This is a genomic window from Kitasatospora sp. NBC_00240, from assembly GCF_026342405.1.
GTDB lineage: Bacteria > Actinomycetota > Actinomycetes > Streptomycetales > Streptomycetaceae > Kitasatospora.
In genome coordinates this window covers 39790-65580 of the sequence record NZ_JAPEMU010000006.1, presented here as the reverse complement: position 1 = coordinate 65580, position 25791 = coordinate 39790, and the positions used below count along the sequence as shown (strand labels likewise).

Here is a 25791-nt window from a genome sequence, read left to right as displayed (position 1 = left end):
CACGTAGATCATGGTGGTGTTGAGCCACTCGTGGCCGAGGATTTCCTGGATGGCCACGACGTCCATACCGTTGCGGTAGAGGTCCGAGGCTGCGAAGTGCCGCAGCACGTGCGGCGTCAACTGACCTGTCTGGTGCGGAAGATGGCGTGCGACCGCGTCGGCGAGCCCGGATCGCAGCGCGTCGTCGGTCACGGGTCGGCTGGAGCCGTCGCCGTACCGGCGCTCGGACGGGAACAGTGGGGCCAAGGGGTCCTCGGCCCTGTCGTCGAACTCCCAGCGGGGGCCGGTGACCCACCACTCCAGCAGGTCCCGAGACCCGTTGATCAGCGGGACGAGCCGTTCCTTCTTCCCCCGGCCGACGCTGCCTTTGCCCTTGAAGAGGATCTTGCCGAACCGTCCGAGATCCCACCGGACATCGCCGATCCGCAGCAGGCACAGCTCCGAGATTCGCGGGCCGATCAGGCTGGTCAGACGGGCGGCCGTGTAGTTCCGCGCGGTCGGCGCGTACTTGCGCGCGGCCTCCATGTCCTCCCGCCAGCCCGAGAACAGCCTTGCTGTCTCCCCGGCCGAGGGCGGGATCCGCAGGCGGGACGCGGTGCCGCCGCGGGGTCGGTTGACCTCGTCGAGCGGCGATTCGACGAGCATGCCGGTGGCCGCGTGGATCGTCGCCTTGTGCCTCAGCTCCAGGAACTCGAAGTAGACGGCGAACGCGGCGGCCTGGCGGACCTTCGTGCCCGGTGCCGAGCCGCGGCGGTGCCGGCCGAAGTATCGGTCCAGGTCCTGCGGCTGCATCTCCCACAACGGCCGGCCGAACCACTCCCGCAGCCCGAGGACCCCGCCGACGTCCGCTCGGATCGTGTCGTCCAACACCCCGGCGGAAGCGCGGGCGAGCACGAACTCCGCCAGCAGGTCCTGTTCGAACGCGGCGACCTCTTCAGCGGACTCCAGCCGCAGACTGGGCCGCAGGTCGCGCACGACAGCCAGCGCCATCCGTCCCTCCCCTTCAGCTTTCAGGCATCCTCACCATAACAGCTGAGGAGACTTCAGAAATCCTGAAGGATCGGCAACATTCGCCAGAGCGGGTACCGCCCAGACAGACCTGCAGATCAGGCAACCGCCGAGGCCATCACGGGACTGGGCGCGACCAATGAACCCACGGGAACATGGACATACCAGGATCGAAACTTCACCCAGCGGGTCGACTCGTGCCGGTCCCGCCCGAAGCAGACCTGGCTCACGGCCGGCCTCAGGTTGTCGTAGCGGATGTGCCGGGCCGGGATACCTCCCAGCGCCTCAAAGGCGGCCACGTGCCCTTCCAGGAACGCCTCCTGGGAGGCGGTCGCGTAGAGCCGGTGGACGGACTTCCCGCTGAACGACATGCGCAGGGTGAACAGCACGCACTTCACCCGCTCGCCGGCCAGGTCCACCCAGACGTCCGCGAAGTCGACCTCCGCCTCCTGGCCGGGCTGTTTCTCCTGCGGGACCATGCCCTCCAGGTGGCGTCTGCCCTCCTTGGCCAGCGCCGACAGCTGCGGCTTCCGCTCGTGGACGTAGTCGCGGATCGTGGAGTACGACGCCAGGTCGAAGTCGTACTCGACCGCCAAGCGGACCTTGATCCGCTCGATGGTGTGCCGCTGCTTGCGCGGCGCCTCCAGATCGGCCCACAGCATCTCGTCGATCCGGGCCATCACCGGCTCCAGCACCGACCCCCGCGGCTCCGGCTTCTTGCGCTCCTTGGGGACCGGCGTGCGAAGCGCCTCGGCGACCGTGTTGCGGCTCACCCGGTAACGCAGAGCCAGCTGCCGGCCCGAGACCGTCGGATCGACACGGCGATCCCTCCGGATCTTCTCGAACAGCAACTCGCGCGACAAAGCCACCCCGGCCTCCTGACATGACCGTGATCAAGGATCACAGCCTGTCGCGTCCAACCGGAGCAGTCGATGACATTGCTCCGAACGCGGCGTGTCGCACCCTCAGCCGAGATGGCTCTCAATCTCGTTGCCCGAACCGGTGGCTCCCGATCCCACTGCCCAACCGGCTCTCAAAACACCTGTCCAATACAGGATGCCCGACCGCAGCGCTACGACCGTGTTGTGGGTGCGCAGCAGCGCGTACGCGGCGAGCGCGTCAGCCGTGTTGGCGTCATTGATCTGGTTGAGCATGGCGGCCTCCTTGTGTGGGTGCTGGTCGGTCGCTGGGGCGACTGGCACGGCAGTGGTGGGCAGTGGTCACAGGGGAGGGTGGATTCGGAGGGTTCCGTCCGCCGACACGGTGACGGTGTGGCCTCGGTGGTTGAGTGCGGCGATGCACAGATCCCGGGTGCCGTCGTCGATCCATGAGCGTGCATCGTCGTGGGTGGAGCGCCATGAGACGGCGACGAGGTGGCTGCGGGCCTCCACCTCGACGCCGCCGCCTACCGGATCGCTCCAGTCGGCCATTCGGACATGGCGGGCGAGAATGGCGGTCACCGTCTCGGCCAGCCTGGCTGCTCCTTCCTTGTCTTTGCGTGCCGAGAGCTTGAGATGGTGGGCGTGGTCGCGGCTGACTGGGCGGTAGACCGAGGTGCTGGCCGGTCCGTGCACAATCACCACGGTGGCGCGGCCGCCGCTGATCGCCCGACCGCGGCCGACCGCAGTGGCCAGCCTGCGGAGGGAGGCGCCGCTGACGACCTGGCCGTGCCTGTGGTCGTCCGGGCTGTCCTTCAGCAGCAGTCCCACGTAGTGGTGGTGAACAACGGCGGCCAGGGCGCTTCGGGCGTCAGCCATCCGTTCCGCGAGCTCGCGCGCTCCCAGCTCGAAGGTCCTGGAGTAGGCCTCCAGGCGCCGCACGACCTCTCCGGGCAGGCTCTCGGACCGGCTGCGTCCGCGCTCGTGATCGTCCCTTGCTGCTCGAGTGATCCAGTCGAGGACCTCGGCCAGGTAGGGCGCGCGGAAGGGTGCGCCGGTGAGCAGCTCCAGGAGGTCGTGATCAGCGGTTTCGGGCATGAGCAGGCTCATCGTGAGGGCTCCGCGCGGTCTGAGTGTCGGGCCGGCGGAGATCCCGGGGCCAGGTAGCGACAATACATAGCAAAAAAGACTTACGCAAGCCCGTTTTAGGAGGGCACGCGCGTCAGGGTCCCGCCGGAGATCTCTTCCACGCTGGTCCACCGGGCGCACAGGGCGAGGATGTCGTCGCTGCCGTCGGGCAGCGGGACACGAACGGCGTCGTGCGCGAACGTGCGGGCCAGGAAGAAGGACGACATTCGCTGTCCGGCGACCCAGCGGGGACTGCTCTCGGGTGGGATGCCCTTTGCGGTACCGGGCTCCGGGCATGAGGAGGAAGGGGCAGCCGGCTGCTGCATGCGTTGCGGCGAACACCGCGCACTCCACGCACATCGGGGGGCGAAGGACAGGTGCTCAGTCAGGACCTGCGGGCCGCCGATGACGGCCCGGACCAGGGGAAGGGGCTGGCCGCACACGCCGCACAGGTGACCGATGATGGCCTTCGCTCTCCGGGGGCCGTCCACCTCCGTGAAGTCCGCGACTCCGTTGGTACCGACGGCGGTGACGAACGTGATCGGAAAGCCGCGCGGATCCTTGGGAAGCGCTGCGAGCTGCTCGGGAAGCCCGGCCGCGAACCGGCGTGCGATCGCGGACCGGTCGCCGGTCATCGCTTGCCGCCTCGACGGGCCAGGTACGCCGTCCAGGCATCGTGCTCCGGGCCGGTGAAGACCGGCACGGGGTCCAGCGGAGCCAGCCCGAAGCAGAACTTGCAGGGCTCGGGCAGGGGGCCGACAGCGGCCGCGAGATTCTCGTCGAGCCACAGCCCGCAGACGGAGACGACACCGGATGCCCAGGCCTGGACACTCAGATGCAGCCGAGACGGGGCGTCACCAGACGCCGTCCCGCGAAGAACCGCGGGAGCGACGCCGGCTGGATCCGCAGGGTGCGCGGCCATCAGGCTCACAACCTCCTCTTCGACGGCAGTGAGCCGCTCCTCCCGGGTCCGCGGGTCCGCCAGTGCGCCGTCGCTGAGTGCACGTACCGGGCGAAGCGTCTCCCCTGCCCGTGCCAACAGGTCTCGGGCATCCAGAGCCAGCCGGTCGGCCAAGGGCGCCCCGCTTCTGACGCGAACCCAGATCCCGGCGTGTTCGAGTGTCCCGGCCTGGCCGGTGATCACGCTGAGCTCACCGCCCACCAGCCGGACCGACCACCTACGGCACGCCGGACCGTGCCGAATCCCCGACGAGCCCTCGCAGACACGTAGCTCGTACTCCGCCTGGCCGCCGGCTGCGGCCGGACTCAGAACAGCTGCGCCGGTGCCGCTGGGCGCGACCAGCGCCCAGAGGAACGGTTCGCGGTCCAGCCGCGCCTCCACGCTCCAGGCGGGCTCCGGGCTCCCGAGCACGCCGGGAGGGTGCCGAAGGGCGCCGACAGCAGCTCCCATCGCCGTGTGCAGGGTGTCGTGGCCGGACAGAACTCGGCCGAAGGACAGGGACAGGAGGTTTCGCATGGTGAATTCCTTGATCACGGCAGCTGGGACTGTCACCGCTGCTCGACGTCGCGGGCAAGCCACTCCGGCGCCGGCACCCGCTGAGGGGCTTCCGGATAGGCGACGTAGAACTCAAGAAGGTGTCCTCGAGCTGCGGGGTCCTGGTAATCGAAGAGGGCGCGGGTCGGCTTGAGCACTGCGTTGACTCCGGTGAGGCGCGTCTCGCGGAGCGTGTACGTCCGGGTGAGCGCGACCTCGATCCGGGCGCCGGCGCCGTGGAGCTTGGGGCAGACCTGCAGGGCGTAGGCCGCGCAGGCGAGGTGGATCGGCGGTTCCAGGTAGAACGACAGGGTGGCATCGCCCAGGAAGGCGAGCCGATCCGTCAGGGAGATGGCGTTTGTGCAGACGCTGCACCTCCGCCTCAGCATGAACTCCCGCTGACGGCTGGGGCACTGGTCACCGAAAGCGGGCGTCCCCACGCCCGGCGAACAGGGGCACGCGATGTGGGCCCCCAGGTCTGCGTCGTGGGCGACGAACATAGGGCCGTTCGACTCCGGGCCGTACCAGGAGGCGTTGCCCGGGACGGGAAGACCGGCACGCGTGCGCGGCAGGCGGGCGACAGGCGCGGGCATGGGGACGGAACGCCAGGAGGCGGTCATTGGGTGGCTCCTAGGAAGAGCAGTGGGTGCGATTCGCATGTCGATGGTGGACTGGTGTGATGAGGCGTCAGCCGCTGGGCTGGTCGCTTGATGCGGTGGTCAGAACCTCGCGGATCGCCTCCAGGGTGTCCTGGGCGACCTCGGCCCTGGCCTCGCGCCGCGCGATGGTGTCGTCGGTGTCGTTGTAGTCCGGTGCCGGCACCGGGACGTACCAGGCGATCGCGTCGATGGTCGCTCGCAGAGCCGCCCTGAGGCTGCGTGCATCTGCGTCGCTGATGAGCTTGGTGAGGTCATGCGTGGCCACAGTGGCCTCCCCCAGTCTTTGAGCGGGGGCCGGTTGTCCGGCCCCCGCGAATGGCGCCTCGTTACGCTGCCGGATCGTCCGGTGCGCTGCGCTGGGCGGTGAGGACCAAGGCCGCCGGACCCTCCGGGTGCAGGCTTACCTGGTCCGCCCGGAGTGGGATCAGCCACGGGGCTTCCGGGTACCGCAACTGGCACTTGTCCTCGAAGGCGGAATGCTTGTCGCGCGTGATGCCTTCGATCCGGGCTGCGCGCCGGACGGTGTCGCGGTGGGCGTACACGATGTCGCCCACCGTCGGTGTGTAGATGTCCATCGGGGTGGCTTTCCCATCAGTTCGATGTCGTTGTTCTCGGCGAGTGCCGCAGAGCTCAGGCCTCCCGGATCGGTGCCGACGGCAGGTCCTCTGCTGTGGTGGGGCCACGCAAGGAAGAAGCGGAAGCCGCCGGGGTGCTCAGCCGTCCGGATGGGAGAGGCGATGCAGGGGATCCGGGGGGCCTGCTCGGCCGTAGGCCGGCGCGGTAGCGGTACTTCACGTCTGCGGGTCCCTGTGGCTGGGACGGGCGATCAGACGGCGATCCGGGCCCATCCGGCGATTGTGTCCGGGTCCTCGCCGTAGCAGGTGTCCGCAACATCGCTGAACTCCGCCTCGGGATCCTCCAGGAGGGTGAGGACCGCGTTCACGAGGAGGTTGTCCCGGTCGTTGGCGCAGCCTCGTCCCACGCGCTCGGCAGTGTCGTCCACGGCGCGGTTGACGGCCTGGTTGACCTGCTCGGGGGTGAAGGCACGCCCATCGTCGGGCGCCGTCGCGATGCTCGCAGCCTCGTTCGAGGGCCGGGCCTCGTTGGCGAGGATTGCCAGGGCTGCGGCGCGCACCTGGGGGAACGGGGCGTCGGTGATCTCCTGCCCCGCTGCCTCGGCGGTCATCTCGATACCGGCGCTGAGTGCGGTGTTGATCTCGGTTTGCGTATAGGTCACGGGAGAACTCCTTGGAGACGTTGGCTGCGGGCGCCGGTCAAGTGGGAGCCGGTCGATCAGGACGGGTGGTCGGTGATCACCGGGGGCCTTGGCTGATGGGTCGGCAGACGTTGACCGCATCGGCCGCCTGGGAGCGGAGACGCGTTCCCAACACCAGTGATACTACATAAGCATATAGAGTTGTGCAACGTCCGAAGTTGTGGCAAGCTCTCAACCGAACCGGCCGGGAAGCACTCTCCCGCCGCATCGCGGGCCGCTGGACGCTTCCGTAGTCCGCAAGCCCGGAATCCTCCCCAACCCGCCGCAATCACAGCGCATTGGAGCTCGCCATGCCTCGTCGCACCCCGCGCCGCACCCGACAGAGCCGCCGTACCGAGCCGATCTGGCAGACCCCCACCGTCGCACCCCGCCTGGACGAGCGCCGTACCGACCGCGCCGCCGGAGTGCTGCTGGGTGCCGCCGTCGGCGACGCTCTCGGAGTCCCCTACGAGTTCAAGCCCACGCTCCGCCCGGACCAGCGCCCGATGATGATCGGCGGCGGTCTAGGTCCGTACGCTCCGGGGGAGTATTCCGACGATACGCAGATGCAGCTCTGCATCGCTGAAGTAGCCGCCACCGGAGCGGACTTGCGCACCACCGAAGCACTTGACCGGATCGCGGACAACATCCACCACTGGCGCTCCAACGGCTGCAGCGACATCGGCTCGCAGACCAGCGCGGTTCTCGGCGCCGCCCGCCGCAGCAACCAGGGCTCCTCCTCACAGGCAATGCTCGACGCCTCCCGCCACTTCACGGCCACCCACGACCGAAGCGCCGGGAACGGCTCCCTCATGCGCACCAGCGTCATCGCGCTCGCCTACCTCGACGATCCGACTGCCATGGCCGAGGCCGCCGCCCTCGTCAGCTCCCTCACCCATGCCGACCTGGACTGCGTCGACGCCTGTGTCCTCTGGTGCTCCGGCGTCCGGACGGCGGTGCTCGACGGCACGTTCAACGGTGTCCGCAACGGCATTGCCCTCCTGCCGCACGACCGACAGGCAAAGTGGACGAAGATCCTCGACGAGGCAGAAGCCCATCCCCCGCACCACTTCAACCCGAACGGCTGGGTCGTTGCCGCCCTACAGGCCGCGTGGTCCGCGATCACCCGAACCCCCGTGCCGCCGCTACTCCCCGGCCAGGGGAGCTTCCCGGCGCAGCACTTCCAGCTCGCTCTGGAGGCGGCCGTCCGGTCGGGGAACGACACCGACACCGTCGCGGCCATCGCCGGGGCGCTGCTCGGCGCGCGCTGGGGCTGCTCCGGCATTCCGCTCTCCTGGCAGCAAGCCGTCAACGGATGGCCGAGCAACACGAGCGCCGATCTCATCCGCCTGGCCGTTCTGACGGCACGCGGCGGCCAGGACGACACCGACGGATGGCCGTCCGCGCCGCGCGTGCGTACACCCGTCTTCGCGGGAGCGGCGTTCTCGCGCAACCACCCCCACGACCCCGACGTCGTCCTCGGCAACCTCACACTGACCGAATTCACCGGACGCGCGCCGGCGGACGCTGTCATCTCACTCTGCCGCGTGGGCTCTGACCCGATCCTCACGGGTACGCCCGTCGAACACGTCCGTGTGTGGCTGGTGGACAAGCCGGGGGCGAACGCCAACCTTCACTTTGTCCTCGACCAGGCGGCGCGCGAGCTGCTGCGCCTCCGGTTGGACGGGAGGCGGGTACTGCTCCACTGCGTTGCCGGACGCAGCCGAACGCCGGCCGTCGCGGCCCTGTACAGCTACCTGTTCACCGGCACCGCTCCCAAGGCGGCGCTCCGCGACGTCCACAACGCTCTCGATGGCAACTGGACGCTGCATGCACATCTGGAGATGCACGACGCGGTGTACGAGCTGACCACGGGCGATGCACCGTCGCCCCCGGAGCGTCCCTCGCGGATCGCCTCGTGGCTGCCCTGGCGGTAGCCGCCAAACGACAGCGAGGTGCGGGCCTGGCCCAGGGAACTCCCTGGGCCAGGCCCGCACCCCGTTGGCTTGAGGTCGCGACTACTCGCGGCCGGCCTGCTCTGTCCGGGGCAGGCCCTGACGCCGCTTCCGCAGGTCGTCCTCAATCGTCTTTCGGAACCACATGTCCTCGAACACCGGCGGCTTCTTCCGGTCGCCACGCTTTCGATCGGGAGGCGGAATCTCCCCCCGGCTCTTGTAGGACTGCAGGGTGCCGCGCTCCACGGGCCTCCCCCTGGTGGCGTTTCCCATGATCTCCGCGTAGCCGCCGATATCGATCAGATCGAGCGGGTGACCCTCCGGCGGGGAGATCACCATCGCCGAGCCCTCACCGCTGAACTGCACCCACGCGTGCCGGCGGTTCTCCTTCACCCAGGCGTCGACCTGCCCCGTATCCCACCGACCGGGTGCCACAGGAGCCGGGAACCCTGAGGCTTTGGTCCACGCAGCCACCGCCCCTGCGGAGAGCCCGTAGCGTCGAGCGAGGTCTACCTGGCGAAGGCCTTGATCCGCTGCCCGGGACTCCACGGTCTCCGTAGCTGGCCGTGCTGCAGCACCGACCCGTCGCTGCACCGCGGCAGGTCCCGCGCCCTCATCCAGGCCGGCCTGCGGTGTTGACGGGCCGCGCGCACCGCCCTTCCCCTGGGACCGCCTTCCCACTCCCTTCTCGGAGGCGCCAACCTCCACCTGCTGGCCACCCGGACTGCCGGGGACCAGCTCCACCTTGGCCGGCCACGACTGAGGCCGGTTCGCCCGGACCCACGAGTCCACCTGAGCCGTGTCCCTCAGGCCTTCCTCGTCCGCGACAGGGAAGTTGAGCAGGCGAGCCCATGCCGCGACGGTCCTGGGGTCCACGTCGTAGGAAGTGCTGATATCTGCCGCAGCAAGTCGGGCCGGCGCCTGGCGCTTGCTCATCGTCGTTCCTCCATGGTCTGCGTGCGGTGCGGGGCTGCAGCCTGCGAGGCCGGCGTCATGACCGCGGCCGGCCGGTCCGAGGCCGCCTGACGAAGGTGTACGCGGTGCTGCGGAACCAGCTCGGTTCCTCAACCGCTGGCTGTTTGCCGTCGCCAGGGAGCCGGTCAGGCTTCGCCATCCTGCCGTCCGCCATATAGACCTTCAGCGTGGAGGCCTTGGGAGCCGGCCGACCGCGGACGGCGCTGTCGATCTCGCGAATCTCCTCGAGCGTCAGCAGGTCGGTGTCCTCGCCCGCAGGGAGGTCGAGGTCGTTGAGCAGATCCTTCGGGGCCGGCGGGCGCTGCGCCTCCTGGGCGGGGGCGGTCTCCGACCGTGTCCGGCGTGTCCTGCGTGGCCGGTTCAGGTAGGCGTACGCCGTGGAGCGGAACCACATCGGCTCGGTGACGTCTGGCTTCTGCCCGTCTGCCGGCTTCCGATCTGGCTGGGGCAGGGTGCCCTTCGAGATATAGGTGCGCAGCGTTCCGATCGGTGTCGCCTCGCGGCCCAGCGCCTTCCCCTCGAGCTCGCCGATCCTCCGCAGGGGGAGGAGATCACGATCGCCACCGGGAGGAAGGCCCAGTGGATTCTTGCCCCGCTGGCCTTTGGCCCACGTTCCGGGGTAGCGCTGCCTGAGCCACTGGTCGACGGCGTCCGCGTCGAAGATCTCGAGTTTGCCAGCCCGGTGGAGGAGAGGAGGGAAGTCCGGCTCCTGGCCCCATTGGAACGCCGTGGTGCGATGCACGCCGTAGCGCTCGGCCATCAGGTCATAGGTGGTCTGCTCGGTGGTGGAACCTGCGGGAATCATCGTCTCTCCAAGGGCCGGCGTGGCCTAATCGGGTGCCGGCCACCACCTCCAATGGCGAGGACTCGGCTGTGCTGTTCGGATGCGGGCGCCAGCCACTGACCGGCCTGGCTGCTGGCGCAAGGTGCAGGTAGCCACCTGTGGTACAAGCTACAGAGCCTTATAGGGTTGCGCAATTCGACTTGTGGCGCGCCCTTGGCGGGGAGCACCGAATGGGCCCCACCAGCGACTGGTGGGGCCCTCGGGCGGACGTGGCCTCCGGATGATCCGGCCGGCACGGGACGGGCAGGGTCAGCCTGTGAGTACGAGCAGCCAGCGCCGTTTGCCGGTGCTGCTCTTGGTTGACTCGGTCATGACGCTCGCTCCGTTGTACCGACGGGATAGGAAGTGGTGTGACGTGGCTGGCGGCCCGGGCAGCCCTCGTGAGGAGCGAGGCAGGCGTGAACGCCGAGCGCGGTGACTCCGCCCTCGGCCCGGGCCAGGACTGCGAGGGCCTTGGCCAGGGCGGTGCGCGACGACCGCTGGTGCTTGCCGCCGAACTGGAGGTCGTCGCCGTGGCTGGCGATCTGCTCCAACGCGTGGGTGCGAACGTGGTCGATCTCCTGGTCGGACGCGGTGCTCAGCTCGGCGATGCACAGCGGCACGAGGAAGATCAGGAAGTCGGCCAGGCGCTCGCGGAACGATGTGTCATCGTCTCGGGTGGAGCGGCGCGGGCGGTTGGCCGTGTCGCTGCTCGGGGTGAGGACGACACAACCGAACGGGCTCGGGCGGTCAGTCGGCATCGCGGTTCACCCCGTCGGTGACGACGTCGATGCTGCTCACGTGCAGCAGTGCGACATCGGTGACGCGGTCCACGGTTTCGTCCGTGCATGCGGCGGACAGCGCGCCGGGGTTGAGGTCCTCGATGTGGCGGCGGACCAGGTTCGGGTCGCTCGCGAGGGCGGCGGACAGCTCGAGGGTCAGGGCGACGTCGTGCACGACCGTGCGGGTCGCTTTCACGTAGGCGGTGACCGTAACGGTGCCGGCTTCCATGGGAAGTCCTCCGTTTATGCAGGGCGCCCCCGGCTCGATGAGCCGGGGGCGCGAGGGAGTGGGGTTCGGACGGGGTGAGAGGTCAGCGGCGAGCGAGCGTGCAGTCGTGCCAGTGCAGCGGAGAGGTACGGAAGTGCGGGGCTTCGACCATGTCGCGGGCGTTGAGCTCCCAGTCGCCGAGGTCCTCAAGGCGGTTGACGGCCACGGTGGGAACCGGTGCCGAGCAGTGCGGGCACGGGGCGAACAGGCTGAAAGTGACGTTCCGGGAGGAGTCGTAGGACGCGAGGAAGGCCCGTGGGCGGCCGAGCGCCACATCGATCCGCACGGCCCGCAGATGGGCACCGTCGTGGAACAGGGGGTGATGCGTGTCCTGGTGCACGTAGAGCGGCACGCTCCGGTCCAGCTGAAACCGGTGGCGCATGAGGTCGGCGACGCTGCTGGGGTCCGAGGGAGCCAGGACGACGGCGGGGTCCCGCCCGAGGACCGGCTCCAGGCCGGTGCGGGCGCGGAGGATCGAGGCCCTCAGGGCCGACTCGGTTATGTCGAGCTGCGGACGGGTGGCGACAGGGTGCATCACTTGCTCCTGGTGATCGACGTGGCTCGGGGCTGTCTCGCCCTCTGGGCAGGCATGGCGGGGCGCTGGCGCGCCGCGACTGAGGTCTGTGTCGTCCGGGCGCGTCTCCAGCGGTTGCGAATCGCGATCGGCCGAATGGTGAGGCCCGGACCGGCCAGGGGATGAGCCGGTCCGGGCCTCGGCGGCTCCGTGCCGCCCAGGGGGAGTGGCGGCACGGAGCGAGTCGCCGAAGCGACTCCTTCGGGATGGTCGCTACCGGAGGACTGTCCCGCCCTCACGGCAATGACTATACAGATTGAAATAGAGTTGTGCAATGCCTAGTGAGATTGGTCAGGGTTCCAAAGAGGCGCACTGGATTGCACTGCGGTCGTCCTTGCCGAGCGGCTGGTGCGCTCGGCAAGGACGACCACGGGTCAGCTGGCGTCCAGGCCGACCTTGTCGAGGAGGTTCTGCGCGCCCGCGAAGGCCTGTCTCTTGTGGCCGTAGCTGGGCCAGCGCAGATGCATGCTCTCGTGAGCGAGCACCTTGTCGGCAGCCTCCCGGGTCGGGACCAGAGCCAGGTTCACCGCCATCAGCGGCACGTCGAGGCGGTTGCCCGCATCGCCTCGGTACACCTGGGCAACGTAGTGCTCGTGGAACGCCAGCCCGCTGGCTTCGGAGTAGCGGGCGAGGTCGAAGGTCAGCGCGAAAGGCCGGCTGGCCGCGCGCATGAACAAGCCCGCCCGATTCCTCAGCCACTTGGTCGTGACAGGTTCGAGCAGCTCCTCCGCAGGGAGCGGGCTGCGCAGGGCCTCGTGACGCGCAACGGTTCGCGGGTCTCCACGATGGACGGTCATGACCGGCCCTCCCTTCCGAAAGCAGCCGGCGATCGAAGCACCGGCCGGCGGCCGTCGGCAGCCTGGAGCTCCGGGCGGAAGCCAGCGCTGGCCGTCGGCCGCGCTGTCGCCACGCGGCCCCGCTCCGCGAGAGTGCGATCAGCTCGCGCGAGCGCCCCCAAGGCCTGTGCAAGCACCGTCCCCTCCCGGGCCCTGCCCGGCAGCGGCTGGCGGCGAGTGCCGGCCGCCGCCTCCCGCGGCGGCGAGCTGGGCGTCCGCAGCCCCTCCGCGCTACCGCCACCTGCCACGCCCGCGATCGGCCGCGCAACGGGTTCCGAAGCTCGGACTCCTCGCTTGAACGGCCTCGCCCCTACACGGGTGACGCCGGCATCGGTGACCGGCGCCAGGCATGTCGGTACCTGCAGACCCAGGCCCTGCTTCGGGCGCCGGCCAGCCGGAGCACTGACGTCCCGTCGGGTACTGCGCATGGCGCCACCTCCTCCAGAGCCGTGGGACCGCCCCGATCGGGGGACGGTTGCCGGCGCGGTGCCGGCCCGGGCGCCATCATGCCAAGACGCCGGCGCGGACGTGCTGCGGACAGTCGTCATGAGAACCGCCCGTGCCACGAGTCCGCCTCCAGACGCCCGAGCTCGGCGTCCTCCTCCGCGCTGAACCGGTCGGTGAAGGCGTCCCAACGCTGCAGTTCCGCCAGCTCCTGATCCTCAGCCGGCTGGACCCTGGCGACCTCACCGGACACCAGGTGGAGCACGACGTCGCCGCTCTCCTCCAACCGTCCGTCAGTCCAGTTCAGCGCGCGCCGCCGGGCCAGGTTGAGGTTGAACACGTAGCCGTCTTCGGCATCGAAACCGCCGAGCAGCGGCCGAATCCATATCAGGTGGGCGTCGTCCGGGTCGGCCCGGTGATGCCGGGCCAGTGCCTGCCGGAACATCTCCGTGCCGTCGGCGGAGGTGACGACGAGCTGCGCGCCGGCGTCGACCTGGTCGCCGGTAGTGGTGTGGTTGCCGGCGAGCAGATCGGCGAAGCGCTGATGCCAGGTGTTCATGTGAACGGTCTCCTTGCTGGTTGTCACTCGTCGGAAGGCGGTCAGTAGGCGTGCTGGACAACATCTTCGACGGCCTTGCCGCCGAGGTGGGTGATGCCTCGCGTCTTGAAGGACTCCAGCAGCGCGGCGCGCTCGTGGGCGTAGTTGCACACGATCCGGCTGGGAGCCTCGGCGCCCAGCAGGTCGATGCCGTCGCGGAACATGACCTCGTTGCTGCTCGCGCTGAAGTTCGCGATCTTCATCGGGTTCCGGGTCAGCCCCGACATGCCACTCTTTGCAGGGTTGATGGCGCCGTAGTGGTCACCGTCGTAGGCGTAGTAGTCGGAGCGGCGCATCAGGACAGACGGGTCGTCCCAGACCAGCATGCCGCCGCCGTGGTGGGCCTGGGTTCCGGAGACTCGCAGGAAGACGCTGTTCGCCCCTCCGGTGTACTTGTCCTGTTGTTCTGACATGCCGAGGCCACCTCCGATGCCCATCACGGCACGCTTCTCCGTGGAGGCGAGAACCCCGGTACCGAACAGCTTGACCATGTCCCCCTTGCCGATGCCGTGGGTCAGCGACTTCCCCTTGTACGCCTCCTTGATCTCGGCGGACTTCCCGGTTACGTCGAATCGGGACCAGGTGAGCCACCCGCCGGACGCGGCCGGGGTGGGGTCGTACCCGGCGCTGGAAGCCAGAGCATTGCCGCTGTCGAAGCCGGTCGCCTTCGCCACGGCTTCGCGCAGTACCGAGACCTTCTTCGGCAGGACCGTCTGGGCGGCCTCGAGCTGGATGCGCTTCACCTGCTGGTGCAGCTCGTCCTCGCCGAGGCCGATCAGGGACTCGGCGCGCTGGTGGATGATCTCCTGCACCTGCAGGTCCTCCAGGCCCTTGGCCTCGGCGAACGCCGCCTTCATGCCGGCGGCGCTACCGAGCCCCTGTGCGGTGATGTTGTTGGAGAGGTAGGTCCACTCGCCCTCTGCCGCCGTCATCGGCTTGTTGACCAGGTGCAGCTGCTCGAGGCGCTCCACCAGCTCCTTGCCGTTGCCGGCGCCCACCGGCGCGTGGACCTCCAGCTGGCCGCGCATCGAGAACTCGGTGCTCGAGGGGTCGTTGCCGGCGTACGGGCGGTACACCGCGCTCCACCCCTCGCCGAGGTCGATCGCGTACTCCTTGCCGTTTGCCTTGCTGCGCGACGTTCCGTTCCATGACGTCTCGCCGGTGTCAGGGTTCATCGAGGCCTTGATGCGGCTGGCGTCCCGCAGCTGGGCGGCCAGGGTGCCGGGCTCCGGGTCCTCTGAAGGGGCGGGTATCTGCTTGGTGACCAGCTTCGTGACGGTCTGTTGGTACGGCTCCATCCACGGCAGCGGTGTGCCGCCGTTCTCGATCTTGTCGCCGACCTGCTGGAGCTGGCCCATGTAGTGCTGGGCCATCGCCTTCTCGTCGTCGGTCAGGTCCGGGGAGTTCAGGACTGCGGTGACCGCTTCGGTCGCCTTCTGGTGCTTCTGGATGGAGGCTTCGGAGATCGGAAGGCTGTTCTTCAGCTTGTGCTGGACCGAGGTGGTCGCCGAGGTCACCAGCTCGGCGAGCTGTGCCTTCTTGTCCAGCTCGAGGCGCTCATGCACCGCCTCCTCGACCTCGATGTCGATCATCTTGGTCCCGGACACGCTCAGAGCGTCGAGCAGTTTGGCTTCGGCCTCCTCGCTGACGTGGGCGAGCAGGACCTCGCGAGGGCCGGCCGGGGAGTTGTAGGAGACGAGGGTTGCCTGGGAGTCGAGGAAGTCCTCACCGCCGACGAGGACCGGTGTGCCGGTTGCGACGCCGGCTGGAGGGGCGTCGGGTATCGGAGTCAGAGGCGGATCGGTCTCCTCGGGTACCTCGGGTTCTTCAGGCTCCTCCACATCCGCGACACCGCCCCCGAGGTCTCCCGCTGCGGCCGAAGCGACGCCGTCGTCCTCGTTGGGCTCAGCGCCCGAGGCCGTCTCTGACAGGACATCATCTGCCGCAGCTCCGCCAGGCGGCCCGTCCTCCTCGCTGCCGGATACGGGCATGGCGGCAGCCTCGGACTCCGGCAGCGGCGCCGACAGGTCCCCGCCCGCACCGCCGCCCTCGGACGCTTCGGCCTGGTGCTCACCTTCCAGGAGCGGGAGCCCGCCCTCCTCCTGCGCGGCTTCCGTCTCCTGCAGGTCCGCCGCCGGCTCCGGCACCGCGGTCTTGAGCAGGTCCAGCTCCCAGTCCGCGAGGATCTCACCAGGGACCGCCGACGGCCCGAGGTCGATCGGGGCCGGCGGAACCTCTGCGGTCACCGTCGGGGAGACGGCGTACGACTCGTGGCTCGACTTCGAGTTGGTTCCCATCAGTTAGCTCCGTGCTTCAGGGACGCCGCCGTGGGCATCTTCAGGTCACTGACGAAGAAGTCCGCGAACGCCTTCCGCAGACCTTGCTTACGTGCGACCGCGTGGTCCAGGAATGCTTCGGCGATCTGCTCGTGGCTCACCTGGGACGCGGGCACCTTGTGCGTCTTGGCCGCCTGCTTGCGCATGGCAGGCACCCAGTGCACGCCAGCCTTGGCGCCCTCGTGCGCGGTGGAGTGCAGCAGCGAGCGCCACTGTGAGTCGGGGATCGCCTCGAAGTTCTTGATGATCGGGTGGACCACACTGGGGTTGATCTTGACTCCCGCACCCAGACCGTCCGACAGCGCAGCCGAGTACAGCTTCTGGTGGACCGGTGTGAAGGAGCCGCCGCCCGACGGCGCGTAGCCGAGACTCAGCTTGTCCTCGCCGTAGTGCTTGAAAGCCTGACCCCGGTCGATGTGGACCAGGCCCCCCGAGGCGGTCCGCAGCACGTTCTGCTGGTGTCCGTCGTGGTCACCGACGAGCCAGGAGCCGACATGGCTGCGCACGATGGCGTCGACCTCGGTCTGGGACCAGGAGTGAGGGTCGGACGAGAAGTGCGTGGCACCCTTCAACATCGGTTGGACGCTGCCAGAGTTGCCGTTGACCTTCTTCACGTACACCGGGACGGCGGGGACGCCGCCGAGCGACAGCGCGTGCGACGCCGCGGCTTCCGCGTGGGCGATCGCGCCGTGGCCGTGGTGGTCCGCCTTGAAGAGCCAGCTGGAACCGTCGGGCGCGCTGTGGAGCGTCTTGCTGTAGGTCCCGCCGAGGTTCGCCGCCGTGCCTGGCCCGAGGTCCCACGAGCCGACCACGTCGGAGTCGATACGGACCGGTACATCCTGTGCAGTCGCCTTGACCTGCTGCAGGTTGGCGACGAGCGCCTGCACCTTGGCGTTGAACGATCCTGGCTTGGCCGGCTTCACGGGCGCCTTCGGCACCGGCTTCGACGCAGCCGGAGCCGCCTGGGCGAGCTTCTGAGCCTGAGCGGGACTGGCGCCCATCTGGATGGCCGCCGCGACCTTGCTCTCGGCTGTCAGCGACGTCCCGGACGACGGCGTCGGAGCAGCGGATGACGCTGCCGACTGCGCCGACGGAGCGGCGTTTGCGAGCTTGCTCTTCAGGGCCTGCACCGCCTCGTCCGAGGCGAGGCCTGTGGCCGGGCTGGTGGCGGGAACGGCAGCGGCCGTCTTCTTGGCCGCGGCGGCGGCCACCTTGGCGTTGATCGCCTCCTTGTCGAGGTCGGGGTTGAAGCTCGCAGCGATGTAGTTCTGCACGTGCGCCCGGCTGGCCTTCCCGGGGTCCGGCATGCCGAGCTGTCCCGCGATGTCCCGCAGGTCGCTCAGCTTCTGCTGCTTCGCCCACGCGTTGACCTCGGTGGTGAGGGCCTTCGGGTCGACCTCGTGAGCGACGAGCAGCCCCGCATTGTCCGTCGAGATGTCGCTCGCCGGCGGGAGGACGCTGTAGATCCAGTCCTTGGCCTCTTGCTGGTACTTGTACACCTCGCCGGTGCTTTTGGCCCACGCCACCACTGCGGACGCCGAGTTGGGGCCGTCCGCGAGGTTGGGAAGGGAGAGCGCAGCGTCGGCGTTCGGCTTGGCGATCACGTGCTCGTCCAGCGCGGCGTCGAGCGCCGTGAGACTGTCCTGGCGCGCCAGTGCCGTCTCTTTGAGAGCCTGCTTCTCGTCCTCCGGGGTGGTGGAGCGCATCAGGGCGACGAGCTCGCGCGGCTTGAGCCTGCCGGCCTCGGTCTCGGTGAGGTCGCCGTTGGCGACGGCCGCCTGGACGACCGGCAGAACGGTGCCGTTGCCGATGTACGCCTTGTTCAGGGCCGCGTCGACCTTCAGCTTGGCCTGCGCCTGCAGCTGCGCGAGTTCGTCTCCCTGATCGGGGCTGTGAGCCGTCGCCAGGGTGTGCTCAGCCTGCAGGACCTCCTGCAGCTGCTCGCTCGTCAGCTGCATCAGCTTGGGGTGCGGCAGCCCTGAGATCGACGCGTCGACGTTTGCGGCCGCGCTGGCGATCTGCGCCGGCGTTGCCGTCCACGTGCCGTCCGCGTTGGTGGAGACCGGCGGGGCACCCTCGATTGTGTGCAGGTCCGCCAGCGTCATCCCGCCGACCGTCTCGCCGGCGACAAGCTGGTCGTACCGCTTCAGCGCAGCGGCCTGGATGGCGTTCTTGGACTTGATGCCGTCGGCGTAATACGGGTCGAGCCAGTGGACCAGTGGATGCTGGCCTTTCCCGGACAGGCCGACCAGTGCCGGGTGTTCGAAGCCCTTCGCCGCAGCGATCTGCTGAAGGTCCGCCGGGTCGAGTGCGTTGAGGTACGCCAGGGACTGTGCCCGCAGGGCGTCGAGCTCGGCCTGGACCTCCTCGTCGGAGGCACCGGCGGCCTTCATCTGCTCGATGGCCTCGCGCGCGTCGTGGATCTGGTTGACGAAGATGTCGTACTGCTCGACCGGGTCCTGGGGCAGGTCGTCGTACCCGCCGAGCGGGTACCCGCCCTGGGCAAGCTCGCCGCCGGCTGCGATGACCTCAAGGTTGTCCATCGCCACCATGAGCTTGGTTTTCGCCATGACCATCTCGTCGCTGAGCTGCTCCTCGGCGGGTGCCGCGGGCGCGGCCTCGGCAACGGCCTCGGGGACGCCGCTCGGCGCAATGGCGTAGGAGGCATGGCTGCTCTTGGAGTTGGTGCCCATCAGACACCGGCCCGCGGCGGTAGCGCCGGTATGACCTCGGCGAGAAGCTCGTCGAGGACGAGCTCTGCGGCATGCCGCAGGTCAACGGCACCTTCGGGGATCTCGGCCTGGGCAATCTGGCAGACCCCGGACTCGGCCTGCCACCGGGTGAGGTTCTCCTCGGTGATGCCGTCGGCCAGGCGCTCACGCCAGGGGTTGCCCTCGTCGTACACGAGCGGGACCCAGACCAGACTCTCCTGAGGGTCGGCGTCGGGTGCGGAGTCCAGGGCCAGCACGGCGACGGGGTCGACCGCGAGCCCGAGAGCGGGGTGCCAGACCGTCAGGATCCACACGCTCCAGCTGGATGCAGCCGGCGCCGGGAGCGCTTCGGGCGCTCCGGGCTCCGGCCGCGGTGAGGTGGGTGTCGACATCAGAGGCTCCTCCCGTGGGGTTCGCCTCATAGAGGTGTCAAAAAGCGCCTCCGTGTGACATGGAAGCGGGGGTCAGTTTCTGGAGGTCGTCATCGGCGCGGGAGAAGGGAGGACATGAACTGCACCGTCGACGCGAACGCGTCCCCCGGGCGGGCATGGACGTCCTCCCGCCCGTTTGCCGTCATGATCGCTCCGTGGAGGGCGTACTGGTGCGGGTTCTGGCTGATCAGCGTCAGGCGGCTGCCGAACAGGGCGACAACCTGGGCGATCCGGTCGATGCGGGAGAGCCCCGTCAGGATGACGGGCAGGTCGGCGGGCAGGTTCTCGGCCAGCCAGTAGAGGCCGGGCAGGGCCCAGCTGTCCCAGTTGTTGTTCTCCCGGACGGTCTGGACGTTCACGGCGATCGCCGGCGGAGGTGCGTCCTCGATCCAGGCTGTGTAGCGCTGGAGATCCTCGAGCCTGTACCAGTACACGTTCGGGACGGCGCACACTCCGGCGTCGGCGAACTCCTGGGCGATCATCAGCGCGCGGCGCATGTTCAGCAGGTGCTCGGTGCGGGGCCAGTTGCCGTAGATGCTGTAGTTCGGCGACAGCACGAGGTCCCATCCCTGGGAGGCGATCTCCTCGACCAGGCCGTCGCGCTTGCGGTACGTCCAAAACGCTTCGACGAGCGGGTCCTCGCCGTAGCCGACGAGCACGGCCTTCTGTTCGTCCCGCAGGGCGAGGGCTTCGCGTGCCTGCTTGCCGGCGAACCGGGGGTAGATGGTGTGGGTGTCGGGCGAGAACACGCGGCGCAGACCCACTCCATAGGCGGCCCACCGCAGGCTCGCATCCAGCTGCGTCACCGCCGACCCGTCAGTCATGGGGACGAAGGACGGCAAGTTAGGGAGCTCGCCATCGATGGTGATGTCGTCGAAGGTGAGCGTGCCGCCGACATCGGCCATCCACTGGGCGATGTCGGCACGGCTTCCGCAGCGGATCGGGCACCCGCCGCACGCCCCCGACGGTGAGCCGGCTTCGGTGGCCGCGCACCCGCAGTACGAGCAGTCGGAGTTCGTTCCCGAGCACAGCGGTTCGACCGTGGCGGGTCCGCCGTGGCCGTCCGGGCCGGCCCAGAATGCGCAGGCGGCGCAGTTGCAGCCGCGGCCGGGCAGCGGGACACCGACACGGGGCAGGGGAAGGGAGACAGTGGTCATGCGGCGTTCTCGCTCTCATCAGTGGCGACGGCGGGTTCGTGGGTGAGGGCCTGGTCGAGCTCTCGGACGGCCAGCAGCACGGAGCCCCGGTCGTAGCGTCCGAGTTGGCGGCCGGCGCGCAGCTCCGCAAGGAGTGATCGCAGCCCGTCCAGTGCGGTGCGGACCGCACGGGCGTCCGCTGGAGGCGCATCCGGGACTTCGACGGGCTGCGCCTGTTCGGCTATGGCTCCAGTGACCTGGTGCCGGTGGTCGTCGAGTACGACAGGGGTGTAGCCCGGCGGAGAGTCGTCCTCGCACGTGATGGCCTCAGCCTCCGGTTCCTCCTGTTCGCTGCCTGGGGCGGGATCCGGAACCCGGCTCAGCTTCGCCCGCCTGCCGGCGTTCGCCTGCTCCTGCCGCTCCTCCGCCGATTCAATGACCTGCTCCGCGTCGAGGCCCGGGTCGCCGAGTCCGATGTCGACCGCGCTGGGGAGCAGGTGCAGGCGGCCGCTGCCCTTCAAGGCCGCCCAGATCTCCGAGGCGGCATCGGCGCGGCCACGGCGCAGCTGGGCGAACCGGATCCGGGTGTTGAGCCGGATCTCCTGCTCGTCCATCTCCTCGGTCAGCTCCCGCGGCAGCTCGCGGAAGGCGCGGACGAGCTCGGTGGCCTTTCGCTCCGAGAGCTGGAGGCCGAGCCGGCTGAGCACCTCTGACCACGGGGCTGCGCAGCTCTGGTCGTTGGCCCGGATCCGCTCGAGGGCCTTGAACCGTTCGATGGAGTCGGCGATCGAGTACACCTCTGCGGGAACCGGCCGGCCGGCGCGCAGCAGCTTTCCCACCAGCACCGCGCACCGCTGGTACATGAGCGCGGCTGCCTGCTCGCCGGGCCGCAGGGGCTCACGGGCGAAGTTCTCGATGAATCTCCACATGTGCCTCTCCTCGTCCGAGAGAGGCCCTGGGCACACCACAGCTGCCAGCGCTCCAAAATGCGGGTTGTCCGGCAGGTTCACCGCGCCCCAGCGCATGGCTCGCAGCCGCCGCTCCCCGGTGACCAGCCGGATGGTCGGGGCGCGGCTGGCGACTGTGATCTCCTCGGCCAGGACGGGTTCCAGCAGGCCGACCACCGACATGGACGAGATCAGGTCGGACAGCTCCTCAGGCGCGGTCAGGTCACCTGGCTTCCGCCCTTGGGGCTCGGTGAACGCGGAGCCGGGCCCGCGCAGCGGCAGCATCTCGAAGCGGCGCTGCCGCAACCTGGTGCTGCGCTGGAGGATCTCGGCAAGGTGGATCATGTTGCCGCCGGTCGGCGGCGCGTCGTCGAGGGTGGCGGTGCTCATGGCCGAGGATTCCTTTTCGTCGCCGCCTGGGCGGTGGGGGTGCGGGGTACGGGGTACGGGGTGGGCCGAGGATGGTCACTGGGTCTTGAGGTACAGGTTGGTCAGCGGCGGCCTCTTCTCCGGGGTTCCGCGCAGCAGGGGTGTGAAGATCGGCGCGAACGGTCCGTGCTGCTGGAGCTGCTGAAGGGTGGTCACCCCGACGGACAGGCTGGCGGCCAGGCGGGCCAGCCGCGGGTCCGCGCGGGTGAGGGCGTAGAGGTCCTCGGTCCGTGAGGCCAGGCGGGACGCGAGCGTCGGCGTCCGCTTCCCGTCCAGGATGACGAGCAGCCGTGGGAAGACCGGGTAGGTGTACTGCCAGTCCGGACGGCTCGACGCTGCCGATCGCCTGGCGCGGTCCGGATGCTGGGGGACGTACTCGTGCAGGCGGCCGTACGCCGCGATCTTGGCCGCCAGCAGGGCTGTCGGCATGGTTGCCCGGTCGACCTCGATGAACGTGGTCGACATGAGGCGCTGGCCCCGGGTGGTGTCGACGTAGTTGAGGACGGCGTCCGTGATGACGTGGTCGTCCTCGAAGCGGCGCTGGCCGTCCCGGATGCGGTGGGCGACTTCCGGCATCCAGTCCAGGGGGCCGCATTCGTGGCCGAGCCGGGCAGCGTGCCGGACGAACGCCAGCCCGGTGTCGTTCACGGCGCGGGTGTGGAGCTGGCGGGATCCGGCGGCCGACTCAGGGGTGACACGGTAGGGCCGCGGCATAGCCTCACCTCCCTGCTCGACGGTCTCGGCACCAGCCTCGGTGAGGAACCAGAGGTATGGAGTGTTGAGCGGTGCCTGCTTCCGCTGCCGGTCGGACATCGCCTGCGCGGGAATGTCCGGGGTCTCGGCGGCCTCGACGTACTGTGCCCACAGGCGGTCGACGAGCCCGGCGTCCAGGAGCCTCTTCAGTTCACGCCTGAGGTAGACGGGGCGCTTCGCGGCCGGGGTCAGCAGTTGGTGCAGCTGGTCCGTGGTCATGGCCCGGTGCTGGTAGAGGACACCCAGCGCCTGGGTTGCCAGCGCGGTGAAGCTCGCGCGCAGGGCGGCCATGGGGGCTTCGGTCACGGTGGTCACGCGAACCTCGATCCTTGGGTCGGCTGTCCGCCGGCAGCCGCGGTGTCGTCGCCGGCGTCGTCGGCCAGCCCGCTCACGACGGTCCCGGGGTCCTTGTGGATGCGCACCGGGCCAGTGCCCGGCGCCTGGCCGCCGGGGCCGCCGCCAGGGCCGGCGCCCGACGGCACGCCTGCGCTCTGGCCGTCATCGTCCTCATCGTCGGGCGGGATCGGCAGCTTCACGAGCTCCACGCGGATCCGGCTGTCCAGCCGGCGCAGGTCGGCGAGGATATCCCGCACCGGACGGCGCTTCAGGTTCTGGTTGACCGACTGTGTGAGCTTCGGCAGGTCATCGGGCCGGTAGTAGTCGGCGTACAGGTCCTCCACGCTCGCGCCGCGCACCTTGAACGGGTCCGTGCGGCCGTCGTTCAGGGTCACCGACATGACGTAGTGGTACGGCTTCAGCTGGGTGATGGTGTCGGGGTCCACCTTCTTTCCCCATCGCCGCGTCACCAGCAGCGCCTCGTCCACGTCACTGGCGGTCGACGAGAGGACCGACAGGTTCTGCAGCAGGCCCTGACGGGTCGTGGGTGTCAAACGCTGCGCCATCTGCGTCATCGCGAGCATCTTGACCTTGAACTTCCTGAGCTGCTCTGCGATTGCGGCGAGGGTGCCCTTGGACGCGCCGTCCACCGCGGTGAGCTCGTCGATATACGTATAGAAGTCCTTACGGTCCGCGACGGGCATGTCCCGGCGGGACAGGCCAGCGCGGAAGAGGTCGTAGATCAGGAGGCAGGACACGATGCGGTCGGTGTCACCGGTTCCGGATGGGCAGACGAAGACGATCTTCCCCTCGTCCATGGCGGTGCGGATGTCGTAGGTCGACAGGGACGAGCCGAGGAATGCCTTGAGAGCGTTGCTGGAGTCGAGTCGCTCGATGATGTTGGTGACGACGGGCGTGGCCTCGTTGCTGTACTTCGGGTAGGTCTTGGTCCAGAAGTCGCGCAGGTTCTTGGACAGGTACGGCACGACGGTGTCGCGCCAGACCTCGTCGGCCAGGATCGTCCGGATCTGGAAGATCGTCGGAGCAATGTCGGCCCGGCCGGCCAGGTTCAGCAGCCGGGAGAGCTCGACCAGCGACTCGACGGACCGCGTCAGGATGGTCTTGGCACGGCCGGCCGAGTCGGACCAGTTCAGCGCGCTGGAGAAGCCGGTGACGATGTACTGCACGATGTCCGGGATGTCGTCGACGCGCCGGTTCTGCATCGAGAGCGGGTTCCACGATGCCGCCATCGCATCGAGGTCCGGAGACGTCAGGTCGATCTCCCACATCCGCGGTGCCAGCTTCCGGTGCGCCAGGTAGGGACGGGCGCGCTGCCATCCATCACCGTGGGGGTCCAAGAACAGGATGCCGTGCCCGTTGTGTGCCAATGCGATTGCCTGGACCAGCGACATCTCGGTCTTGCCATAGCCGGCCTTGCCCAAAAACAGCGCGAACAGCAGGTACTTGAGAGGAATGCCCGCCAGGCGCTCGCCGCCACCGGGCTTGGCGACCCAGCCGAGCGGCAGCAGACCCGGCTGGCCGTTCCAGACAGGAAGGTTCGGCGGTGGCGGGGGGACGACGCCGCCCGAACGGGCGACGTTCGCCGCCGTGTTGTGCTTGGTCGGCGGCTTGAGGAGCCCGGCTATCTCCTGACCCGTAACCCAGCCGTGCTGGCGCGGTGCGAATGCCCCGCTCTCGAAGCGAAGGTCGAAGTGCCGCCGGTACAGCGCCGAGTCCGCCCGCACCCGGGTGATGCCGAGGTTGAGGCCGACCGGCTGGAGATGGTTGTCACCCGACCATCCCTCGAGCGCGGCCAGGACCTGGTCCAGCAGCATGCGAGGCCGTGTCGGGTCGGTGGAGCAGGCACGCAGGAGCATCTGGAGGTCAAGGACCGGGTCGACGCCGGGCACGAACTTGCCCATCGCCACCTTCATGTCCTGGACGCTCCTGCGCTGACCCTGTGCCCCGCGGCCCTGTGCCCCGCGGGCTTGCGGGCCGCGCATCTCCGCAGCGATCTCGGAACCGATCGACGCGAGCCGGTCGAGACTGAAGCCCGAACCGGAGCCCTGCGGCATCCCCGGGATGCTCGGGAAGTCCTGCGGCCGGCGGCGCGCCGCGGAGAGTAGCTGGTTGCGCTTTCGGGAGACCTTGCCAGCCGGAACCGGAACGAGGTCGAGCACCAGATCCACGCGCTCGCTCAAGGTCTTGCGGACGTCGGCGACCGCGGCCGCCAGCGCCTCGAGCGGATCCGGCTTGAGAGGCAGCTCACGCAGGGACAAGTGGTCAGGGAGCGCCAGGGCGAGCTCAGCGCGGGCCACAAACAGCTGCTCGCTCCGGCCGGGCGCCTCAGCACGCTTCACCGGGCGCCGCAGTGACCCATCGGACTTCGTTGATCGGCTCATGGTCAGGACTCCTTGGAACGAAGGGGGTCAGGAAGCGGTTGCAGTGAGGCTGCGCTGTCGCTGTCGTCCAAGCGCGGGCCGAGGCGGATCGTCGGCCGCTCGGACGGCCCTGCGTCCTCGGTGACGGATCGAAGCTCGCACTGGGCGTAGCCCTGGTGGCGGAGCACCGCCACGGCCCGGGCAGGACCCTCCACCCGCAGCGACATCGGACCACCGACGGACAGGAGCCGGATCCGCACCGCCGATCCGCGGGCCGGAAGCATCGTCCAGCGCGAGGTGCTGCGCTGCGCCCGGGCGAGCTGCTTCGCGAACCGAAGGACGTCCTCGATACCGGGGTCGAACCCATTGGTGGGAAGGAGCTCGAAGGCCTGCCGGTCCCGCAGCGTCGATCGACTCATGAGGCGTCGGATGCCGCCCACGAAGGAGGCGGTGCCGACAGCCAGGAGCGCGACCCACCAGACGTTGGCAAGCGCCCAGTCGAGGACCGCCTTGGCGTACTCCGGCACGTTGCCCGCGTTGGAGATCAGTCCGTCGATGACGTCATTGGTGCTCATTGGGGGCCCGCCTGGGCGGGACCGAGCCGGCCTGTATCGTCCGGTGGCCGTGTCGAGGGCATAAGAGAGATCTCCTTG

Annotated in this window: 26 protein-coding genes; 1 reads left to right on the top strand and 25 read right to left on the bottom strand. The window is 69.2% G+C overall.

All coding sequences use genetic code 11. The annotated features are described in order from the left end of the window. The 10 genes from OG689_RS44630 to OG689_RS44585 form a co-directional block, all read right to left on the bottom strand. Nucleotides 1-990: tyrosine-type recombinase/integrase (locus OG689_RS44630; RefSeq protein WP_266329380.1), on the bottom strand; the 990-nt coding region annotated here is incomplete at its 3' end. A gap of 116 nt (nucleotides 991-1106) precedes the next feature. Further along, a complete protein-coding gene (locus OG689_RS44625; RefSeq protein WP_266329379.1) occupies nucleotides 1107-1877 on the bottom strand; it encodes a hypothetical protein in 771 nt (256 codons plus the stop codon). Between the two features lie 96 nt (nucleotides 1878-1973). Then, on the bottom strand, nucleotides 1974-2162 hold the full coding sequence (locus tag OG689_RS44620) for a hypothetical protein (protein ID WP_266329378.1): 189 nt from the start codon (nucleotides 2160-2162) through the stop codon (nucleotides 1974-1976). 66 nt (nucleotides 2163-2228) lie between these two features. Next, entirely contained in the window at nucleotides 2229-2996 is a 768-nt protein-coding gene (locus OG689_RS44615) for a hypothetical protein (protein ID WP_266329377.1), read from the bottom strand. A gap of 95 nt (nucleotides 2997-3091) precedes the next feature. Continuing rightward, on the bottom strand, nucleotides 3092-3649 hold the full coding sequence (locus OG689_RS44610) for a hypothetical protein (RefSeq protein ID WP_266329376.1): 558 nt from the start codon (nucleotides 3647-3649) through the stop codon (nucleotides 3092-3094). Beyond that, on the bottom strand, nucleotides 3646-4509 hold the full coding sequence (locus OG689_RS44605; RefSeq protein WP_266329375.1) for a hypothetical protein: 864 nt from the start codon (nucleotides 4507-4509) through the stop codon (nucleotides 3646-3648). The genes OG689_RS44610 and OG689_RS44605 overlap by 4 nt, the downstream gene beginning before the upstream one ends. Nucleotides 4510-4523: 14 nt before the next feature. Further along, on the bottom strand, nucleotides 4524-4898 hold the full coding sequence (locus OG689_RS44600; protein ID WP_266329374.1) for a hypothetical protein: 375 nt from the start codon (nucleotides 4896-4898) through the stop codon (nucleotides 4524-4526). Between the two features lie 298 nt (nucleotides 4899-5196). After that, nucleotides 5197-5433: a hypothetical protein gene (locus OG689_RS44595; RefSeq protein ID WP_266329373.1), complete on the bottom strand. Its 237-nt coding sequence runs from the start codon at nucleotides 5431-5433 to the stop codon at nucleotides 5197-5199. A gap of 61 nt (nucleotides 5434-5494) precedes the next feature. After that, nucleotides 5495-5722, bottom strand: a complete 228-nt coding sequence (locus OG689_RS44590) for a hypothetical protein (protein WP_266329372.1) — start codon at nucleotides 5720-5722, stop codon at nucleotides 5495-5497. Nucleotides 5723-5994: 272 nt separating this feature from the next. Beyond that, nucleotides 5995-6405 (bottom strand): hypothetical protein, encoded by a 411-nt coding sequence (locus OG689_RS44585; protein ID WP_266329371.1) that lies wholly within the window; start codon nucleotides 6403-6405, stop codon nucleotides 5995-5997. Between the two features lie 317 nt (nucleotides 6406-6722). Here OG689_RS44585 and OG689_RS44580 point away from each other — a divergent pair, with 317 nt between their 5' ends. Then, on the top strand, nucleotides 6723-8360 hold the full coding sequence (locus tag OG689_RS44580; RefSeq protein ID WP_266329370.1) for an ADP-ribosylglycohydrolase family protein: 1638 nt from the start codon (nucleotides 6723-6725) through the stop codon (nucleotides 8358-8360). A gap of 81 nt (nucleotides 8361-8441) precedes the next feature. Here the strand turns inward: OG689_RS44580 and OG689_RS44575 are convergent, their stop codons facing one another. From OG689_RS44575 to OG689_RS44505, 15 genes are all read right to left on the bottom strand, one after another. Next, on the bottom strand, nucleotides 8442-8771 hold the full coding sequence (locus OG689_RS44575; RefSeq protein ID WP_266329369.1) for a hypothetical protein: 330 nt from the start codon (nucleotides 8769-8771) through the stop codon (nucleotides 8442-8444). A 598-nt stretch (nucleotides 8772-9369) separates the two neighbouring features. Then, nucleotides 9370-10158 carry a hypothetical protein gene (locus tag OG689_RS44570; RefSeq protein WP_266329368.1) on the bottom strand — a complete coding sequence of 263 codons (789 nt, stop codon included), beginning with the start codon at nucleotides 10156-10158 and terminating at the stop codon, nucleotides 9370-9372. Nucleotides 10159-10505: 347 nt separating this feature from the next. Next, a complete protein-coding gene (locus OG689_RS44565) occupies nucleotides 10506-10937 on the bottom strand; it encodes a hypothetical protein (RefSeq protein WP_266329367.1) in 432 nt (143 codons plus the stop codon). Continuing rightward, nucleotides 10927-11187: a hypothetical protein gene (locus tag OG689_RS44560; protein WP_266329366.1), complete on the bottom strand. Its 261-nt coding sequence runs from the start codon at nucleotides 11185-11187 to the stop codon at nucleotides 10927-10929. Before OG689_RS44560 ends, OG689_RS44565 begins: the two co-directional genes overlap by 11 nt. A gap of 82 nt (nucleotides 11188-11269) precedes the next feature. Then, nucleotides 11270-11761 carry a hypothetical protein gene (locus OG689_RS44555; protein ID WP_266329365.1) on the bottom strand — a complete coding sequence of 164 codons (492 nt, stop codon included), beginning with the start codon at nucleotides 11759-11761 and terminating at the stop codon, nucleotides 11270-11272. A 413-nt stretch (nucleotides 11762-12174) separates the two neighbouring features. Continuing rightward, the gene (locus tag OG689_RS44550) at nucleotides 12175-12597 is read right to left on the bottom strand and encodes a hypothetical protein (RefSeq protein WP_266329364.1); all 423 of its coding nucleotides are present in this window, start codon (nucleotides 12595-12597) and stop codon (nucleotides 12175-12177) included. 583 nt (nucleotides 12598-13180) lie between these two features. Then, complete coding sequence (locus OG689_RS44545; protein WP_266329363.1) at nucleotides 13181-13639, bottom strand: hypothetical protein; 459 nt, start codon at nucleotides 13637-13639, stop codon at nucleotides 13181-13183. Nucleotides 13640-13680: 41 nt separating this feature from the next. After that, complete coding sequence (locus OG689_RS44540; protein ID WP_266329362.1) at nucleotides 13681-15975, bottom strand: hypothetical protein; 2295 nt, start codon at nucleotides 15973-15975, stop codon at nucleotides 13681-13683. Next, nucleotides 15975-18707, bottom strand: a complete 2733-nt coding sequence (locus OG689_RS44535; protein ID WP_266329361.1) for a hypothetical protein — start codon at nucleotides 18705-18707, stop codon at nucleotides 15975-15977. Before OG689_RS44535 ends, OG689_RS44540 begins: the two co-directional genes overlap by 1 nt. After that, the gene (locus OG689_RS44530) at nucleotides 18707-19117 is read right to left on the bottom strand and encodes a hypothetical protein (RefSeq protein ID WP_266329360.1); all 411 of its coding nucleotides are present in this window, start codon (nucleotides 19115-19117) and stop codon (nucleotides 18707-18709) included. Before OG689_RS44530 ends, OG689_RS44535 begins: the two co-directional genes overlap by 1 nt. Before the next feature lie 89 nt (nucleotides 19118-19206). Further along, entirely contained in the window at nucleotides 19207-20313 is a 1107-nt protein-coding gene (locus tag OG689_RS44525; protein WP_266329359.1) for a DUF4417 domain-containing protein, read from the bottom strand. Then, nucleotides 20310-21629, bottom strand: coding sequence for a ParB N-terminal domain-containing protein (locus OG689_RS44520; protein WP_266329358.1), 1320 nt, complete (start codon nucleotides 21627-21629; stop codon nucleotides 20310-20312). Before OG689_RS44520 ends, OG689_RS44525 begins: the two co-directional genes overlap by 4 nt. A gap of 75 nt (nucleotides 21630-21704) precedes the next feature. Continuing rightward, nucleotides 21705-22736, bottom strand: a complete 1032-nt coding sequence (locus OG689_RS44515; protein ID WP_266329357.1) for a replication-relaxation family protein — start codon at nucleotides 22734-22736, stop codon at nucleotides 21705-21707. Continuing rightward, entirely contained in the window at nucleotides 22733-25159 is a 2427-nt protein-coding gene (locus OG689_RS44510; protein WP_266329356.1) for an ATP/GTP-binding protein, read from the bottom strand. Before OG689_RS44510 ends, OG689_RS44515 begins: the two co-directional genes overlap by 4 nt. Nucleotides 25160-25161: 2 nt before the next feature. Continuing rightward, nucleotides 25162-25713 carry a hypothetical protein gene (locus tag OG689_RS44505; RefSeq protein ID WP_266329355.1) on the bottom strand — a complete coding sequence of 184 codons (552 nt, stop codon included), beginning with the start codon at nucleotides 25711-25713 and terminating at the stop codon, nucleotides 25162-25164. Between the last annotated feature and the right edge of the window lie 78 nt (nucleotides 25714-25791).

Coding starts and splice junctions, on each gene's coding strand:
- OG689_RS44510 (WP_266329356.1), bottom strand. CDS start 25,159: ATGAGCCGATCAACGAAGTCCGATGGGTCACTGCGGCGCCCGGTGAAG.
- OG689_RS44615 (WP_266329377.1), bottom strand. CDS start 2,996: ATGAGCCTGCTCATGCCCGAAACCGCTGATCACGACCTCCTGGAGCTG.
- OG689_RS44550 (WP_266329364.1), bottom strand. CDS start 12,597: ATGACCGTCCATCGTGGAGACCCGCGAACCGTTGCGCGTCACGAGGCC.
- OG689_RS44535 (WP_266329361.1), bottom strand. CDS start 18,707: ATGGGCACCAACTCCAAGAGCAGCCATGCCTCCTACGCCATTGCGCCG.
- OG689_RS44505 (WP_266329355.1), bottom strand. CDS start 25,713: ATGAGCACCAATGACGTCATCGACGGACTGATCTCCAACGCGGGCAAC.
- OG689_RS44570 (WP_266329368.1), bottom strand. CDS start 10,158: ATGATTCCCGCAGGTTCCACCACCGAGCAGACCACCTATGACCTGATG.
- OG689_RS44600 (WP_266329374.1), bottom strand. CDS start 4,898: ATGCTGAGGCGGAGGTGCAGCGTCTGCACAAACGCCATCTCCCTGACG.
- OG689_RS44555 (WP_266329365.1), bottom strand. CDS start 11,761: ATGCACCCTGTCGCCACCCGTCCGCAGCTCGACATAACCGAGTCGGCC.
- OG689_RS44525 (WP_266329359.1), bottom strand. CDS start 20,313: ATGACCACTGTCTCCCTTCCCCTGCCCCGTGTCGGTGTCCCGCTGCCC.
- OG689_RS44545 (WP_266329363.1), bottom strand. CDS start 13,639: ATGAACACCTGGCATCAGCGCTTCGCCGATCTGCTCGCCGGCAACCAC.
- OG689_RS44530 (WP_266329360.1), bottom strand. CDS start 19,117: ATGTCGACACCCACCTCACCGCGGCCGGAGCCCGGAGCGCCCGAAGCG.
- OG689_RS44620 (WP_266329378.1), bottom strand. CDS start 2,162: ATGCTCAACCAGATCAATGACGCCAACACGGCTGACGCGCTCGCCGCG.
- OG689_RS44610 (WP_266329376.1), bottom strand. CDS start 3,649: ATGACCGGCGACCGGTCCGCGATCGCACGCCGGTTCGCGGCCGGGCTT.
- OG689_RS44560 (WP_266329366.1), bottom strand. CDS start 11,187: ATGGAAGCCGGCACCGTTACGGTCACCGCCTACGTGAAAGCGACCCGC.
- OG689_RS44565 (WP_266329367.1), bottom strand. CDS start 10,937: ATGCCGACTGACCGCCCGAGCCCGTTCGGTTGTGTCGTCCTCACCCCG.
- OG689_RS44540 (WP_266329362.1), bottom strand. CDS start 15,975: ATGGGAACCAACTCGAAGTCGAGCCACGAGTCGTACGCCGTCTCCCCG.
- OG689_RS44520 (WP_266329358.1), bottom strand. CDS start 21,629: ATGAGCACCGCCACCCTCGACGACGCGCCGCCGACCGGCGGCAACATG.